Source organism: Klebsiella sp. Sb-30, from assembly GCF_057652795.1.
Genome location: NZ_CM172749.1, coordinates 2759910 through 2776828 on the forward strand (window position 1 = coordinate 2759910; position 16919 = coordinate 2776828).

Below are 16919 nucleotides of genomic sequence, written 5' to 3' on the forward strand. Positions count from 1 at the left end.
CGCCATGAAACGGTCAGGAACGGCGGGACGAGATGCCTTCCGAACTCTCTTTTTTCGCTTCCAGGCGCTCAACCTCGCGATACCAGCGCGGGTGGTGTTTCTTCGCCCAGCGACGGCTGACTTTCCCTTCGACCATCCCCTTAATCGACCCTTTCACCCAGAATGCCATATACATATGGATCAGGATGGCGTGAATCAAAATAATCGCCGAGGTGGCGTGAATCAGCAGGCTGTAGCGAATAACCTGGATCGGGAAGAAAGGGGCAAACCAGGGACGCCAGATGATCACCCCGGTCACCAGCAGCACGAAAATCATGCTCATGATGGTCCAGAACATCATCTTCTGCCCGGCATTATATTTGCCGACGCGGGCCACTTTATGCTCATTGCCCTTCAGCACTTCAACAATGCCCTTCAGCCACGGGATGTCCTGCTTGTCCGGAATGTTATGGTGGACAAAGCGTACAAACATAAACATCAGCGCAATGAAGATAGCCACGCCGAAGAAGGGATGCAAAATGCGCCCCATCTGCGGCGTACCGAAGGTTTCCGTCAGCCACTGCAGCGTCGGGAAAAAGAACGAGATCCCGGAGAGCGCTACCAGAAAGAAGCAGATAACCACCGTCCAGTGACAGGCGCGATCGATAAACTTTGTGCGCACAATCATTTTCGATTTATTCATCATGCTCCTCCTCGTCGTCATCCACTTCCTTGTTCGGCCCGATGCCGATGTAGTGATAAATCAACCCGGCAAAGGTAGCGATAAAACCGGCCGCTGACAGCGGTTTCAGCGCCCCTTTCCACAGATTAATACTGGTATCAATCTGCGGCTCTTTCGGCAAATTGTGGTACAGCTCAGGCTGGTCAGCATGGTGCAGGACGTACATCACGTGGGTACCGCCCACCCCCTGCGGGTTGTATACCCCGGCCTGTGAATAGCCGCGCGCTTTCAGCTTGTTGACCCGCTCCTGCGCGACCTCCAGCATCTCCTTCTTGCTGCCAAAATGGATGGCGCCGGTCGGGCAGGTTTTCACGCACGCCGGTTCCTGACCGACGCTAACGCGATCCACGCAGAGGGTACATTTATAGACCCGGTTATCCTCTTTATTGAGACGCGGGACATTAAACGGACAGCCGGCAATGCAGTAGCCGCAGCCGATGCAGTTCTCCTGCTGAAAATCGACGATGCCGTTGGCGTACTGAATAATCGCGCCGGCGGAAGGACAGGCTTTCAGACAGCCTGGCTCCTCGCAGTGCATGCAGCCATCTTTACGGATCAGCCACTCCAGCTTGCCGTTCTGCTCGGTTTCGCTAAAGCGCATCACCGTCCAGGATTTTGCGCTCAGGTCCGCCGGGTTATCGTACACCCCGACGCAATGCCCCACCTCGTCGCGGATATCGTTCCACTCGGAACAGGCCACCTGGCAGGCTTTGCAGCCCACGCAGGAGGAGACATCAATTAGCTTAGCCACTTCCGCCTTGTAGTCCCGCGCACGCGGCGCGGGGGTTATCGGGTTGGTTGCGGAGCGCTTAATAATGTCTTGTGTTTCCATCGCCATTGAATCGCTCCTTACGCTTTCTCGATGTTGACCAGAAACGCTTTATACTCCGGCGTTTGCGAGTTGGAATCGCCGACGTTTGGCGTCAGGGTATTGGCGATATAGCCTTTCTGCGCCACCCCTTCAAAGCCCCAGTGCAGCGGGATCCCGACGGTCTCCACCTGCTGGCCGTGAACGTTGAGGGTCCGCAGACGGCGAGTCACCACCGCCACCGCGCGAATAAAGCCGCGCTGGCTGCTCACCGTCACCCGATCGCCGTTGGCAATGCCTTTCGCCTGCGCCAGACCTTCGCTGATTTCCACAAACTGTTCCGGCTGGGCGATGGCGTTGAGCCGCGCATGCTTGGTCCAGGTATGGAAATGCTCGGTCAGACGATAGGTCGTGCCGACGTAAGGGAACTTATCTTTTTTCCCTAAGCGCAGGGCGTCCTCTTCATACAGACGCACCACCGGACTGGAGATCACCTGCGGATGCAGCGGGTTGGTCCCCAGCGGCGTTTCCATCGGCTCGTAATGTTCCGGGAACGGCCCTTCGGCCAGCTTATCGAGCGCAAACAGACGCCCCAACCCTTCCGGCTGCATGATAAACGGCCCGGTATTGCTGCCCGGCGCGGCGGTATTGAAGTCAGGAATATCGTTCCCCGTCCACTTGCTGCCGTTCCACTGGATCAGCATCCGCTTCGAATCCCACGGCTTGCCGTTAATATCCGCCGACGCCCGGTTGTACAGCACGCGTCGGTTCAGCGGCCACGCCCAGGCCCAGCCCAGCGTATTGCCCAGCCCTGACGGATCGGCGTTATCGCGGTTGGCCATCTGGTTACCCTGCTCCGTCCAGCTACCGGCGTAGATCCAGCAGGACGAGGCCGTAGTGCCGTCATCGCGCAACAGCGCGAAGCTGCTCAACAGCTGGCCTTTTTTCGCCAGCAGAACGCCGTTGCTGTCGTAGAGATCCTCCAGCGCGTAGCCGTTGTTCTCTTTCGCCACCTCTTCCGACTCCGGATGATCCGGCTGCTTGTAGCTCCAGCTCATCTTCAGCAGCGGTTCCGCGCCTTTGCCGCCTTCACGGCGATACATCTCGCGCAGGCGATGGTAAATCCCGGCCAGAATTTCGCCGTCGTTACGCGCTTCTCCCGGCGCATCCTGGCCTTTCCAGTGCCACTGCAGCCAGCGCCCGGAGTTGGCAATCGACCCGTCCTCTTCAGCAAAGCAGGTGGAGGGCAGACGGAACACTTCGGTCTGAATCGCCGCCGGGTCAACATCGTTCGACTCGCCGTGGTTTTGCCAGAAGGTCGAGGTTTCGGTCACCAGCGGGTCGATAACCACCATGTACTTCAGCTTGCTCAGGCTGCGGACCACCTTGTTTTTGTCCGGGAACGAGGCCACCGGGTTGAAGCCCTGGCAGATATAGCCCGTGACCTGACCTTTATCCATCATGTTGAAATACTTGATGACGTCGTAAGCCTGATCCCATTTCGGCAGCCAGTTAAAGCCCCAGTCGTTCTCTTTCTGCGCCGCATCGCCGTAAAACGCTTTCATCAGACTGACCGCAAACTTCGGATAGTTGCTCCAGTAGTTCACCTGATCCGGTCGCGTTGCTTTTGGCGTGTTCGCCGCCAGCCAGGTGTGCAGATCGGTCTGTTTTTCAGACGGCAGCGTCAGATAGCCAGGCAAGCTGGTCGACAGCAGGCCGAGGTCGGTTAAGCCCTGAATATTGGAGTGGCCGCGCAATGCGTTAACGCCGCCGCCGGCCATCCCCATGTTGCCGAGCAGCAGCTGGATCATCGCCATCGTGCGGATGTTCTGCGCGCCGACGGTATGCTGCGTCCAGCCCAATGCGTACAGGAAAGTGGTGGTCCGGTCCGCGGCGCTGGTGGAAGCCAGCACTTCGCACACTTTCAGGAAATCGGCTTTCGGCGTTCCGCAGATATTCTCCACCACTTCCGGCGTATAGCGGGAGACATGCTGCTTCAGCAGGTTCCATACGCAGCGCGGATGTTGCAGGGTCTCATCGCGCAGGGCGTAGCCATTTTCGTCGAACTGATAGTTCCACGACGTTTTGTCGTACTGCCGTTTTTCAGCGTCGTAGCCGCTGAACAGGCCATCTTCGAAGGCAAAATCATCGCGCACCAGCAGGTTGGCGTTGGTGTAGTGCTTAACGTACTCCGCATTGATTTTGTTGTTTTCAATCAGGTACAGCAGCACTCCCGACAGGAAGGTAATGTCGGTCCCGGATCGAATCGGCGCATAGATATCGGCGACCGAAGCCGTACGCGTAAAGCGCGGGTCGACGACGATCAGCGTCGCATCGTTGTTGTTTTTCGCCTCCATCGCCCAGCGGAATCCCACCGGATGCGCCTCAGCGGCGTTGCCGCCCATCACCACCACGACGTTAGCGTTTTTGATATCAACCCAGTGGTTGGTCATCGCACCGCGACCAAATGTTGGAGCAAGACTTGCTACCGTTGGTCCGTGTCAGACGCGCGCCTGGTTATCCACTGCCAGCATGCCGAGCGAACGCACAAACTTCTGCGTCAGCATCCCGGTTTCGTTACTCGCCGCCGAGGCGCACAGCATCCCGGTTGAAAGCCAGCGGTTAACCACGGTGCCCTGCTCGTTTTTCTCAATAAAGTTGGCATCACGGTCGGCTTTCATCAGTCTGGCGATACGGGTAAAGGCATCGTCCCAGGAGATGCGCTGCCATTTGTCAGAGCCTGGCGCGCGGTATTCCGGATAGCGCAGACGGTTATCGCTGTGAACATAATCCAGCAGCCCCGCCCCTTTCGGGCATAAAGCGCCCCGACTGACCGGGTGATCGGGATCCCCTTCAATATGATAAATGGCTTCTTTCGCGTTCTTCGCGCCGTCGCCCAGGCTATACATTAATAGCCCGCAGCCCACGGAACAGTATGTGCAGGTGTTGCGGATCTCTTTGGCGCGCAATAATTTGTAATTACGCGCCTGAGCCAGCGCCATTTTGGGTGCGAAACCCAGGGCAGCAGCTGTTGTTCCGGCCATACCGCCTGCGCAGATTTTAAAAAACTTTCTGCGGCTGACGTCCATTGATTTTCTCCATGCAGGATGCGTGTTCATCGCGGGGGAAACTAACAGCAATGCCCCTGATTTTTTTGCGTCAAATCAATGTCGAAAACCATCGCCCCCTTAATAGTCAAGGTCAGCGGATTTCATTACTCCCTTTGTATTAAGCGCGAAGGAAAACAGGGGCCAGAAGGAATGAAAAAGTGTTATAAATCGACTCTTGATGAATATCGGTGTCAGGTTTGACATGGAAAAGAAAAAAGCAACGTTGACCGGTCTGGCTGCCATTGTGCTGTGGAGCACGATGGTCGGACTAATTCGTGGCGTCAGTGAAGGGTTAGGTCCGGTCGGCGGCGCGGCAATGATCTATACGCTGAGCGGCTTATTATTGCTGGCCACCGTCGGGTTTCCCCGGCTGCGGCAAATGCCGCGCGCCTATCTGCTGGCCGGCAGTCTGCTGTTCGTCAGCTATGAAATTTGTCTGGCGCTGTCGCTGGGCTTTGCCGGCAGCCGCCAGCAGGCGATTGAAGTCGGGATGGTCAATTATCTGTGGCCCAGCCTGACGATTCTCTTTGCCATTCTCTTTAATGGTCAGAAAACCAGCTGGCTGGTCGTTCCCGGCTTATTTCTCGCGCTGCTTGGCGTCACCTGGGTATTAGGCGGTGAGCATGGCCTGAATATCGATGAAATTACCCGGAACGTCGTCTCCAGCCCCCTGAGCTATATTCTGGCCTTTGTCGGCGCATTTATCTGGGCGACCTATTGCACGGTCACCGCAAAATATGCGCGCGGCAAAAACGGCATCACCCTGTTTGTTTTATTAACCGCCCTGACCCTGTGGCTCAAGTTTATGTTCAGCGATCAACCGCCGATGATTTTCAGCTGGCCGGTGGTCATTAAGCTGGTGATGTGCGCGGTGGCGCTGGGGTTTGGCTATGCGGCCTGGAACGTAGGTATTCTCCACGGCAACGTCAGCCTGCTGGCGGCCGCCTCTTACTTTACCCCGGTGCTCTCTTCGGCGCTGGCGGCGGTGCTGCTCAGCGCGGTCCTCTCCTGGCCATTCTGGCAGGGCGCCGGCATGGTATGCGCCGGCTCCCTGCTCTGCTGGTATGCCACCCGACGTTAGCCGAGGTCGCCTCCGGCCACCGGCAGCGTAACGCCGGTGATATAGCTTGCCTCATCGCTGGCGAGAAACAGGATCGCGTTCGCCTGTTCCGTCAGCGTGCCGTAGCGATGCATCAGGCTGCTCTCCACGGTTTGATCGACCACCTGCTGATACCACTCCTGCTCCTGCGCCGTGGGCGTTTCATGATTCCGCGGGGTTAAGCGCGCCGGCGCCTCGGTTCCGCCCGGCGCCACGGCGTTGATGCGAATCCCGCTGCCGCTGTACTCCATAGCAATCGAACGGGTCAGCGCGTTGACCCCGCCTTTCGCCGCCGAGTAAGGCACCCGGTTAACGCCCGCGGTGGCAACGGACGAGACGTTAACGATGCTGCCCTTGCCCTGTTTGAGCATCCACGGTAGGGCCGCGCGGCAGCCCCACAGCGTCGGAAACAGCGAGCGACGAATCTCTTTTTCAATCTGATCCGGCTGATATTCGGCAAACGGCCGCGCCCAGATCGTCCCCCCGATGTTATTAATCACCACGTCCAGTCGGCCAAAATGGGCGACCCCGGCGGCAAAAGCCTGCTCGGTGCTCTCCCACTGTTCGAGGTCTGCCTCCAGCGCCAGCACGTCGCTGCCCCCCTCGACCAGCGTCGCCGCCAGCTCGTGGACATAGCGCGAACGGTCGATCAGCAGCAAACGGGCCCCTTCACGGGCGGCCTGCTCTGCCGTCTGACGGCCAATGCCCTGGGCGGCGCCGGTAATGGCCACCACTTGATGTTGAAAACGCATCGCTCCTCCTTATGCCGCCGCACTCTGGCTGGCGAGAAATTTTTCGTACCAGAAACCTGCCGGATTAATTCCCCGCTCGCGAAGCGCGCCGGAAACCGCGTTGACCATCGGCGGCGGGCCGCACAGATAGATGTCGACATCGCCATCGTTAAGCATCGCGTCATCAAGATGCCCGGTAACAAACCCGCGCTGCGGGCAGGCGCTCTGTTCATCGGCAACGACCGGCAGCCAGCGGTAACCGGAAAGCTGACCGACAAACGCATCCAGCGCCTCGGTCTTCACCAGATCGCTATCGCGGGTGACGCCATAGAGCAGCGTAATCGGCCGGGTACTGCCCTGCAGGGCCAGGGTGTGCAGCATCGACAGCAGCGGCGCCAGCCCGGTCCCGCCCGCCAGCATCAGCAGCGGACGTTCTCCGTTGCGCAGGTAGAAGCTGCCCATCGGGCCGCTGAGGGTGAGACGATCGCCCGCTGCCGCCTGGCGCGTCAGCCACTGGCTCATTACCCCGCCGGGCACATTGCGGATCAGGAACCGACCTTCGCGCTCGCCCGGAAGCGAACTGAAAGAGTAAGCGCGCACCTGCGGTGTGCCCGGTACCTGAATGTTGATGTATTGTCCGGGCAGAAAAGCCAGCGGTTCATCCAGCTGGAGCACCAGCTCAATGGCGGTCTCCGACAGGTGATTCACCTGCATCACCGCCGCACCGCTGCTGGCGAGCGCGGTTTTGCACTGCGCCGCAGCCACCGGAACGTCAATCACGCAATCGCTGGTCGGGATCATCTGACAGGTCAGCACCTGACGAGCATCGGCCTCTTCTTCGCTCAATGCCTCCTCGAGATACTCTTCCCCCATGCCATAGTCGCCGCTGGCGCAATGGCATTTGCAGGTCCCGCAGACGCCGTCCGAGCAATCCATCGGCAGGTTGACCTTCTGGCGGTAGGCGGCGTCCAGCACTTTTTCTCCCGCATTGCACTGGATAAAGCGGGTAATACCATCCTCAAAATTGAGTGCGATAGTAAACATATCCACCTCTTAAATATGGTAAACGTCAATCACCTGACGGATATAATCGTTGTTCAGCCGCACCGTCTTACGCAGGATCTGCGGTTTGCCGTCGCAGGTCGTCAAGGTGACGCAGGTCGAGCCAAACCACGCATCGGTGTGCTGGTACCGGTGGTTGTAAGTCACCCAGTTGTAGCGCACCTCCACCCCCTGCTCATTTTCGCCGAGCAGCTCAACGTTGCTGATCAGGTGGGTGGTACGCGGCTCCGGCGTACTGGCGCCAGAACGTTCCGTTTTGATGCGGTAGACGCGGTCCTCAAGTCCCTCGCGGTTCGGGTAATAGATCAGCGATATTTCGCGCTGCGGGTCGCGGGTCAGCTTGTCGTCATCGCCCCATGCCGGCATCCAGAACACCACTTTCGGGCTGTAGCACGTCAGCCACTGATCCCACTGGCGGTCGTCCAGCAGGCGGGCTTCGTAATAGAGAAACTGGCGAACCTGTTCAAGCGTCAGCATCACACCACCTCCACGCGTTGGGTTATGGACTGTTCATAGCGCTGCTGCTCTTTTTCCAGCGCCGCCAGCATCACGGTTTGCCAGTGATGGTGATGGGCGATGTACAGCGCCTCATCCTCCGATTTCACCCCGCTAAGCAGCGGAGTGAATCCGGCATGCCGGGCGTGTTCATCCGGGCCATCGACCCAGTGCAGCGCGCCGCGACTGAGATCGCTCCACGCCAGGTTCTCGCCGAGATAGCCGCGCTGGCAGGCGCTGAACTCTTCCAGATCGTCCGGCGTTCCCATGCCGCTGACGTTAAAGAAATCCTCGTACTGGCGGATGCGCAGCGCGCGGGCCTGGTCCGGCTCGCCTTTCGGCGCGAAGCACCAGATAGTGACTTCGGTTTTGTCTACTGCGAGCGGGCGAATGACGCGGATCTGCGTGGAAAACTGGTCCATCAAATAGACGTTGGGATAGAGACAAAGATTGCGCGTTTCATTGACCATCTGGTCGGCGCGCAGCTCGCCAAACTCGGCCTGTAAGCGGGCCTGATGGGCGAAAACCGGGCGCACTTCCGGGTTGAGCGCCCGGGTCCACAGCAGCATATGGCCGTTTTCGAAACCGTAACCTCCGCCGAGACTTTTCGACCAGCCGTTGGCATCGACGGAATGCGTCCCTTCGGCTTCGTAGTTGCGGCGCGACATTGTGGAGGCGTAGTTCCAGTGCACCACGCTAACGTGGTAGCCGTCGGCGCCGTTTTCCGCCCCCAGCTTCCAGTTGCCCTCGTAGACATAGCTGGAGGAGCCTTTCAGCACTTCCAGCCCTTCCGACGCCTGATCGACCATCAGATCGATAATTTTGCAGGTTTCGCCAAGATAGGTTTCCAGCGGCTGCACGTCCTCGCTGAGGCTGCCGAATAAGAAGCCGCGATATGAGGCAAAGCGCGGCAGTTTTTTCAGGTCATGCGACCCTTCATGTTTAAAGGTCTCCGGATAACCGCCGGTGCTTTCATCTTTGGCTTTCAGCAATTTACCGTTGTTGCCAAAGGTCCAGCCGTGGAACGGACAGGTAAACGAGTTTTTATTGCCGGTTTTACGACGGCAGAGCATGGCGCCGCGATGGGCGCAGCTATTAATTAACGCGTGCAAGGCATGCTGTTTATCGCGGGTGATAATAACCGGCTGTCGTCCGAGAGTCAGGGTAAAATAATCACCAGGCTCAGGAATTTGACTTTCATGGGCGAGGAACACCCAGTTCCCTTCAAATATATGTTTGATCTCAAATTCAAATAGCTGCGGATCGGTAAAAATCGAACGATGGCAGCGATAAATATGTTTTTGCCGGTCAACAATTAATGCATTGCTGATTTTATCTTTTAATAGCGAGAGTGTTTTTTGCATGAGCTTAGCCCTCCTGCAGAATTCAGGAATTAATAAAGTCAGAGAGAATAATCAATTCGGGAATATCCCCGGCCGCGCGTGGCAGGCCGGGCAACAGCATGGCTCACCGCCCCGGGCGCACCGGCCCGGGAGGTGCGCCGGTCATTACTCTTGTGCGCGCAGGCGGGAAATACGCTGTTCTTCGTCGGCGTTGAGGGCCGGGCACAAAGTAAAGTCGAAGCGAATTTCGGTGTGTTCGCCGTCAAGCTCACGCTGCTGAATCAGCTCACGATCGGTGATTTTAACCGGGTCGGCAATCAGGCCATCGCGGGTGGCGAAGGCAAAGTCATCCCACAGATACTTATCACCGTTAAGGTTAATCTGGCTGGTTAAATGCTTGTGGCCCGGCGCGGAAACAAAGAAGTGAATATGTGCCGGACGGTTGCCGTGACGACCCAACTGGTTAAGCAGCTTTTGGGTCGGGCCATCCGGCGGACAGCCGTAGCCAGAAGGCATGATGCTACGCACGCTGTAGCGGCCATCTGCGCCGGTGCGGATGCGGCGACGCAGGTTGTATTCACTCTGGCTCTGGTCGAAGAACGAATAGTTCCCCAGGGTGTTGGCGTGCCAGATATCCACAATGGCGTTGGCAACCGGACGTCCCTGGGTGTCGCACACCTGACCGTGCAGCCACATGACTTCACCCGCATCGCGGCCGTCATCCATCCGCGCGTGCCCTTCTGCGAGCGGCGCATTGGCCACGTACAGCGGCCCCTCAATGGTGCGCGGCGTACCGGTTTCCCGATGCGCTGCGGCGTCAATCGCATCCTGACGCAGGTCGAGGAAGTGTTCCAGCCCGAGACCTGCCGCCAGCAGCGCCGCTTCCTGACGCCCGCCCAGTTCATGCAAATAGTTCACCGCATGCCAGAACTCTTCCTGGGTAATATTATAATCGTCGATCAGGGTGCACATATCTTCCAGTAAACGATGCACAATGGCTTTAAAGCGTTCATTACCGCCGGGAACATTTAACCCGGCACTTTCACGTAATAATTTCTGCACGGCTTCTTGTTGTACGAAAGAATTTTTCATTGTGATTCTCACTTATTGCTTGCAGTTGGCTTGTAGGGTTTACACCGGAATATCCGGCGCGAGGTTTTTTATTATTTTTAGCTATCGTCTTCACGAATCGAGGAGGGATGACGACACAGTGCCTCGACGCGTATTTCCATAAACGGGTATAACGGCAGAGCCATTAATATCTGGTGTAACTGGTCGGCATCACGCACATCAAAAATACTGACATTGGCGTACAGTCCGGCGACGCGCCAGATATGTCGCCAGGTGCCTTCACGCTGTAATTGCTGCGAATAGGCTTTTTCTCGTTGTTTAATCTCCTCAAGCTCGGCGGCGGGATATCCCAGCGGGATCTTGACGGTCATATCCACTTTAAACAGCATATTTTTCTCCTGTCATGTCCTACGCTTTGCGGGCATAGAACTGCAATTTATCTTCATCGAGTTCGACACCTAAACCCGGCGTCTGAGGCAGGACGACGCTGCCGTCGGTGAACGTTAGCGGCACGCTGACGATGTCATCTTTGAGCAACAGCGGACCAAACATTTCAGTGCCCCATTGCAGCGGCAGCGTCGACCAGGCGTGCAACGATGCGACGGTGCCCACGGTTCCTTCCAGCATAGTGCCGCCATACAATCCGATACCCGCCGCCTGCGCGACGTGCGCCAGGGCTAAAACGCTGGCCGGGCCGCCCGCTTTGGCAATTTTCAAGGCAAAGGCGCCGCTGAAGCCTTGCTGCGCCAGGCGATAGCCATCGTAGTGCGTCGCCACCGCTTCATCCGCCAGAATCGCGGTTTCAATGTGATGGCTGAGGCGAACCAGCGCCGCGTTGTCCTGCGCGCTGACCGGTTGTTCAATTAAGTCGATGCCCATCGCCGCCAGTTCACGACAGCCTTTTGCCGCCACAGTGGCGTCCCAGGCCTGGTTGACATCGACACGAATGCTCGCCCGATCGCCGAGGGCTTCGACAATCGCCCGGGTATGACGTAAATCGGTCGCCAGTTCGCGGGCGCCAATTTTCAACTTAAATGCATGATGGCGACCTTCGGCCAGCAGCGTTTCCCCTTCGGCGATATCCTTGTTGGTATCCCCGCTCGCCAGGGTCCACAGTACCGGCAGCGAGGTCTGCAGCGCGCCGCCAAGCAGCGCTGAAACCGGCAGCCCCAGCGCCTTGCCCTGCGCATCCAACAGCGCGGTTTCAATGGCGGATTTGGCGAAGGTGTTACCTTTGATGGCGCTGTTGATACGCTGCGTCAGCGCATTCAGGTTATCGGCGGGCTGCCCTTTGAGCAGCGGCGTCAGATAATGGTTAATGGCGCTGGAGATGGCTTCCGGACTCTCGACGCCATAGCTCAGCCCGCCGATGGTGGTCGCCTCGCCGATACCGCAAATACCGTCAGAGCGCGTAATGCGGACAATCACCAGCGTCTGGCAGCCCATGGTTGTCATTGAGAGTTTGTGCGGGCGAATGGTCGGGACATCAACCAGCCAGCTTTCAATGCGTTCTACGGTCGCGGTCATGTTTTCTTCCTGATCGTTAAATTCATAACTTTTTGTGACGCCAACCATAACGAAGGGTGACGGTGACTTTGACAATAGGGGGGAGCCGGTGAAATGGTCAACGGCGATAATCGAAATGTTGTGCGATTATCGACGCGCTTGTTAAAATGAGGTTAATAATGTGATCCGGGTGGTAAAACAGGCACATTCCGTCGCCGCCCTTTTTCCCCACGGTATAGTGGTGCCCGTGAGCTTTTGTTTTCGAATGGAGAGGAATTCAATGAGCGCGACACCGCCAACCCCCCTCAGCGCCAGGCAGGCCGAACACGACCCGAATTTCATGCTGTCGCTGGCGCGCGGGTTGGAAGTTCTCAGCGCCTTTACTCCCCAGCGCCAGCGGCTGACTATCTCGCAGCTCAGCCAGAAAACGCAGATTTCCCGCGCCGCCGTCCGCCGCTGCCTGTATACCCTGGCCGCACTCGGCATGGTGCACAGTCCTGACGGACGCAGCTATGAACTGTTGCCGCGGGTGTTGGCCGTCGGCCACGCCTATCTGGCCGGAACGCCGCTGGCGAAAGTGGCCCAGACCGCGCTGGATAACCTCGGTAAGAGCCTCGGCGAATCTTGCTCCGCCGCCACCCTCGATGGCGATAACGTGCTCTATATTGCCAGGGCCGCAGTCAATAATCTGCTGAGCGTTGATATCGGTCGCGGCAGCCGTCTCCCCGCATGGGCGACCTCAATGGGCCGCGTACTGCTTAGCGCCCTGGCGGAAGAGCAGCTGGACGTGACATTGTCACGCGCGAATTTAATTCGCTACACCCCGCATACGCTGTGTGATTTAGCGGGATTGCGGGAGGAAATAACCAGAGTACGTATGCAGGGATATGCGATCGCCGATCGGCAAATTGAGGTGGGATTATGTTCGCTGGCGGTACCGCTACTGTCACGCAGCGGCCAGGTGGTGGCGGCGCTCAACGTCGGCGTGCCCGCCAGTGCCATGAGCGCCGCCGCGCTGAGAGAGAAAGCGCTGGCCCCGCTGCGGCGGGCGGCCATGGAGCTTTCTCTCCAGCTGTAGGGCTAGTTCATTTTCGGCGCCTGCGCCAGACTGCGCCAGATCCCGGCGGCCAGCAGCAGCAGCAGCACCCCGGCGGTGGCCAGCACGATGCTGTGGGCGCTGATAAACGCGGTTTTCGCCGCTGCAATCAGCGAATTCGCCGGAACTGCGGGCAGCGATTGCGCCAGGGCGATCGCTTCGCTGATGGACGACGAGGCCTGCGCTGCGGCCTGACCGTCCACCCCGGCGGGCAGCACAATCGATGAACTGTAGCTGCGGGTCAGAATCAGGCCAAACAGCGCGATCCCCAGACCGGCCCCCAGCTCGTAGGCCATCGTTTCAATGGCGCCGGCCGCCGCCGCTTTCTCTTTCGGCGCCGCCGCCATAATGGCGGAGCCGGAAGCCAACAATGCGCTGGCGACGCTGAAGCCTAAGAGAATCATCAATCCCCATGCCAGCCACTGCTGGGAGCTGAAATCGGTCATCGACAGACCGAGGAAACTGAGCGCGCTCAGCAGCATACCGCCGGTTGCCACCAGCCGCAGGCCCAGGCGAGAAACCATCAACCCGGCAACAGGTCCGCTAAACCCGCTCGCCAGCATCAGCGGCAGCATAAACAGCCCGGCTTCAAACGGTGTTTTGCCGTGGACGAACTGTAGCTCCTGCGCCATCAGTAGCTCGAAGCCAACCAGGGTAATCAGGGCGGTCATCGCCATCATCACGCCGCTTAAGATAATGCGATGCGTAAACAGGCGCATATCGACCATCGGCGTCGCGGCGGAAAGCTGCTGGCGAACAAAGCGCACCAACAGCGCCAGGCCCACCAGCGCGATCGATCCGGTCAGCCATAATGCCATCTGCCCTTTCAGCGCCGATTTTGCGCTGAACACCAGCATCAGGATCGCCACAATCAGCATCAATGCCTGGGTCAGATTAAGCGGCTGTTCGCGCCGTGCCGGCTGGCGCGGCACCATCCGCGCACTGAAGGCGATAACCGCCAGCACGATGGGCACGTTGATCAGGAATACCGATCCCCAGTAAAAATGTTCCAGCAGGATCCCGCCCACCAGCGGGCCGAAGGCGGCGCCGCCAGAGCCAATCGCCGCCCACAGGCCGAGCGCCATGTTGCGGTGGCGCGCCTGAGAAAAAGTGTTACGGATACCGGCGAGCGTCGCCGGGACGATCATCGCCGCACCAATGGCCAGCAGCGCGCGGGAGGCGATCAGCGCCAGCGCAGTGGGTGAAAACGCCGCCGCCAGCGACGAAACGCCGAAAATAGCGCTGCCGAGCAGCAACAGCCGTTTAAAGCCAATTTTATCGCCGAGCGCCCCCATCGGCAGCACCATACCGGCCATGACTAATGAATAAATATCAATGATCCACAGCAGCTCATTGCTGCTGGTCCCCAACGACATACTAAGCGTTGGCGCGGCGACATGCAGTACCGTGGCATCAATCGCCACCGGTAAATACACCAACAAAATCGCCACCAGCGTTAACCATTGCCGAGACATACTTTTTCCTCAATTTTGCAAATTGGACACGCGTCCAGGATTGCGATCCTGCCGGATTGTTGAACAACTGTCCAACTTTTTGTTACTATCGAAGAAAACCACGGCTCAGCGGGGAAATATGCACTACTTAAATCGGGAAGCGCGTCGGGAGGTGATCATGCTGGCGGCGATGCGTGTCGCGCTGCAGGGGGGCTTAGGCGCCATGACCGTCCGGCAAATCGCCGCCGAAGCCGGAGTCTCCACAGGGCAGTTGCATCACCATTTCACCTCCATCGGCGAGCTTAAGGCGCAGGCCTTCGTTCGTTTAATTCGTGAGATGCTGGATATCCAGCTGGTAGCGGAAGACGCCAGCTCGCGCGAGCGCCTGTTTTCAATGCTCGGCAGCGAAGATGGCCGCCTGGATCCCTATATCCGTTTGTGGCGCGAAGGCCAACTGCTCTCCGGGAGCGATAGCGACATCAAAGAGGCCTACCTGCTCACCATGTCGATGTGGCACGAAGAGACGGTCAATATTATTCGTCTCGGCAGCGAAAGCGGTGAATTTCATCCCGATGACAGCGCGGAGAATATCGCCTGGCGTTTAATTGCCCTGGTCTGCGGGCTGGATGGGATTTATGCGCTGGGAATGGAAGCGATCGACGACAGCGCATTTACACGCTATATAAACTACTATATAACGTTAGAACTACTGCGCCCGCCAACCATTTAGCCAACTGAGCTTCTGAATGCGCCGGGAAGGCACGGTCTGTCGGCCCGGCAGACCTGTCGCCGCTGCTGACAGGAGCGCAGTTTAAGTCACATTTCATTTACATTTAGTAACAAATAATAAACCCCTATTGCGCACGCGCTTTCCTGAAGCGTTTTTTTTTATCTATTCTTCAAACACTACAATAATTCATTCGACCACCCTTAATCGCCTCTTCTGCTTAATTTGCGGTGTTGTCATCTTTAAATTTTCTTTGGTTACTGTGCATTCGAGGGCAATATGTCAAGAGAAAGTGAGAAAGATAATCATTACCTTTTAAAAGGGTGGCGCCCGGAAAATCCAGCATTCTGGGAAAATAAAGGCAAAGCCATTGCGCGAAGAAATCTTTTTATTTCAGTAAGTTGTTTACTTCTTGCCTTCTGCGTCTGGATGTTATTCAGCGCGGTTGCGGTGAATCTTAATAAAGTCGGCTTTAATTTCACTACCGATCAGCTTTTTTTATTAACCGCGCTTCCTTCGCTGTCCGGGGCAATATTACGCGTGCCCTATTCTTTTATGGTTCCTATATTTGGCGGACGCTACTGGACGGTGATCAGCACCGTTATTTTAGTGGTGCCCTGCCTGTGGCTTGGGATCGCGGTGCAAAACCCGGCAACCCCATTCTGGATATTTATTCTCATCGCTCTGCTCTGCGGTTTTGCCGGAGCTAACTTTGCCTCCAGCATGGGCAACATCAGTTTTTTCTACCCGAAAGCGAAGCAAGGCAGCGCCCTCGGCGTGAACGGCGGCCTGGGTAACCTCGGCGTCAGCGTGATGCAGCTGCTCTCGCCGGTAGTGATCTTCGTGCCGATCTTCACTTTTGTCGGCGTTCGCGGCGTCGATCAACCGGACGGCGCAACCCTGTGGCTCGGCAACTCGCCGCTCATCTGGGTGCCGCTGCTGCTCGCCGCTACCGTGGCGGCGTGGTTCGGGATGAACGATATCGCCGGTGCCAAAACCTCCATTCGCGATCAGCTCCCGGTGTTGAAACGCCCGCATATGTGGCTGCTGAGCCTGCTTTATCTCGCCACCTTCGGCTCGTTCATCGGGTTTTCCGCCGGCTTCGCGATGCTGGCCAAAACGCAGTTTCCGGATGTGAATATCCTGAAACTGGCCTTCTTTGGCCCGTTTATCGGCGCCCTGGCGCGCTCCTTCGGCGGCATCATTTCCGACCGTCTGGGCGGCGTCAACGTCACCCTGGTGAACTTCATTCTGATGGCGCTGTTTACCGGCCTGCTGTTCCTCACCCTACCCGGCTCCGGTTCCGGGAGTTTTCTGGCGTTTTACGTGGTGTTTATGGGGCTGTTTCTCACCGCAGGTCTCGGCAGCGGCTCTACGTTCCAGATGATCGCCGTGATCTTTCGCCAGATAACCATCGATAGCGTCAAGAAACGCGGCGGCAGCGATGAGCAGGCCCAGCACGAAGCGGTCACCGATACCGCCGCCGCGCTCGGGTTTATCTCCGCTATTGGCGCGGTCGGGGGCTTCTTCATCCCGAAAGCCTTTGGCACCTCGTTAGCCATGACCGGTTCCCCGGTTGGCGCCATGAAGGTTTTCTTTGTCTTTTATGTCGTTTGCGTACTGGTGACCTGGCTGGTCTACGGTCGTCGTAAACCGGCAAAAAAATAACGGCATCGTTGCCGGATGGCGGCTGACG

The 16919-nt window shown here is 57.7% G+C and carries 15 protein-coding genes; 4 read left to right on the top strand and 11 right to left on the bottom strand.

The annotated features are described in order from the left end of the window. Positions 1 to 13: 13 nt before the first annotated feature. Genes fdnI through fdnG form a run of 3 tightly spaced genes read right to left on the bottom strand, consistent with a single transcriptional unit; the run spans position 14 to position 4618 of the window. Positions 14 to 682 (bottom strand): formate dehydrogenase-N subunit gamma, encoded by a 669-nt coding sequence (gene fdnI / locus AC236I_RS12960; RefSeq protein WP_004861726.1) that lies wholly within the window; start codon positions 680 to 682, stop codon positions 14 to 16. Then, entirely contained in the window at positions 675 to 1559 is an 885-nt protein-coding gene (gene fdxH, locus AC236I_RS12965; RefSeq protein WP_015584385.1) for a formate dehydrogenase subunit beta, read from the bottom strand. The genes fdnI and fdxH overlap by 8 nt, the downstream gene beginning before the upstream one ends. 11 nt (positions 1560 to 1570) lie before the next feature. Continuing rightward, on the bottom strand, positions 1571 to 4618 hold the full coding sequence (gene fdnG, locus AC236I_RS12970; RefSeq protein WP_341799151.1) for a formate dehydrogenase-N subunit alpha: 3048 nt from the start codon (positions 4616 to 4618) through the stop codon (positions 1571 to 1573). 223 nt (positions 4619 to 4841) lie between these two features. On the opposite strand from fdnG, the gene yddG reads away from it, so the two are divergent. Then, positions 4842 to 5720, top strand: a complete 879-nt coding sequence (gene yddG, locus AC236I_RS12975) for an aromatic amino acid DMT transporter YddG (RefSeq protein ID WP_004861717.1) — start codon at positions 4842 to 4844, stop codon at positions 5718 to 5720. Here the strand turns inward: yddG and benD are convergent. The 7 genes from benD to AC236I_RS13010 all read right to left on the bottom strand — a co-directional run bounded on the left by benD (position 5717) and on the right by AC236I_RS13010 (position 12015). After that, on the bottom strand, positions 5717 to 6490 hold the full coding sequence (benD, locus tag AC236I_RS12980) for a benzoate diol dehydrogenase BenD (protein WP_064359363.1): 774 nt from the start codon (positions 6488 to 6490) through the stop codon (positions 5717 to 5719). The genes yddG and benD overlap by 4 nt on opposite strands. A gap of 9 nt (positions 6491 to 6499) precedes the next feature. Next, a complete protein-coding gene (benC, locus tag AC236I_RS12985; protein WP_032717410.1) occupies positions 6500 to 7513 on the bottom strand; it encodes a benzoate 1,2-dioxygenase electron transfer component BenC in 1014 nt (337 codons plus the stop codon). A gap of 9 nt (positions 7514 to 7522) precedes the next feature. Then, positions 7523 to 8008 carry a benzoate 1,2-dioxygenase small subunit gene (benB, locus tag AC236I_RS12990; protein ID WP_004861712.1) on the bottom strand — a complete coding sequence of 162 codons (486 nt, stop codon included), beginning with the start codon at positions 8006 to 8008 and terminating at the stop codon, positions 7523 to 7525. After that, positions 8008 to 9390, bottom strand: a complete 1383-nt coding sequence (locus AC236I_RS12995; RefSeq protein WP_316094133.1) for a Rieske 2Fe-2S domain-containing protein — start codon at positions 9388 to 9390, stop codon at positions 8008 to 8010. Before AC236I_RS12995 ends, benB begins: the two co-directional genes overlap by 1 nt. A 144-nt stretch (positions 9391 to 9534) precedes the next feature. Then, positions 9535 to 10461 (bottom strand): catechol 1,2-dioxygenase, encoded by a 927-nt coding sequence (catA, locus tag AC236I_RS13000; RefSeq protein ID WP_004861706.1) that lies wholly within the window; start codon positions 10459 to 10461, stop codon positions 9535 to 9537. Positions 10462 to 10538: 77 nt separating this feature from the next. Beyond that, a complete protein-coding gene (gene catC, locus AC236I_RS13005) occupies positions 10539 to 10829 on the bottom strand; it encodes a muconolactone Delta-isomerase (RefSeq protein WP_004861704.1) in 291 nt (96 codons plus the stop codon). Between the two features lie 19 nt (positions 10830 to 10848). Beyond that, complete coding sequence (locus AC236I_RS13010) at positions 10849 to 12015, bottom strand: muconate cycloisomerase family protein (protein ID WP_370590890.1); 1167 nt, start codon at positions 12013 to 12015, stop codon at positions 10849 to 10851. A gap of 211 nt (positions 12016 to 12226) precedes the next feature. On the opposite strand from AC236I_RS13010, the gene AC236I_RS13015 reads away from it, so the two are divergent. Next, positions 12227 to 13024 (top strand): IclR family transcriptional regulator domain-containing protein, encoded by a 798-nt coding sequence (locus AC236I_RS13015; RefSeq protein WP_015584389.1) that lies wholly within the window; start codon positions 12227 to 12229, stop codon positions 13022 to 13024. A 2-nt stretch (positions 13025 to 13026) separates the two neighbouring features. On the opposite strand, the gene AC236I_RS13020 is transcribed toward AC236I_RS13015, so the two are convergent. After that, the gene (locus AC236I_RS13020) at positions 13027 to 14517 is read right to left on the bottom strand and encodes an MFS transporter (protein ID WP_088911773.1); all 1491 of its coding nucleotides are present in this window, start codon (positions 14515 to 14517) and stop codon (positions 13027 to 13029) included. Between the two features lie 118 nt (positions 14518 to 14635). Here AC236I_RS13020 and AC236I_RS13025 point away from each other — a divergent pair, with 118 nt between their 5' ends. Together AC236I_RS13025 and AC236I_RS13030 are read left to right on the top strand one after the other, a co-directional pair. Beyond that, positions 14636 to 15226, top strand: a complete 591-nt coding sequence (locus tag AC236I_RS13025; RefSeq protein WP_032717407.1) for a TetR family transcriptional regulator — start codon at positions 14636 to 14638, stop codon at positions 15224 to 15226. Positions 15227 to 15502: 276 nt separating this feature from the next. Then, entirely contained in the window at positions 15503 to 16891 is a 1389-nt protein-coding gene (locus tag AC236I_RS13030) for a NarK family nitrate/nitrite MFS transporter (protein ID WP_004861692.1), read from the top strand. Positions 16892 to 16919 lie beyond the last annotated feature (28 nt).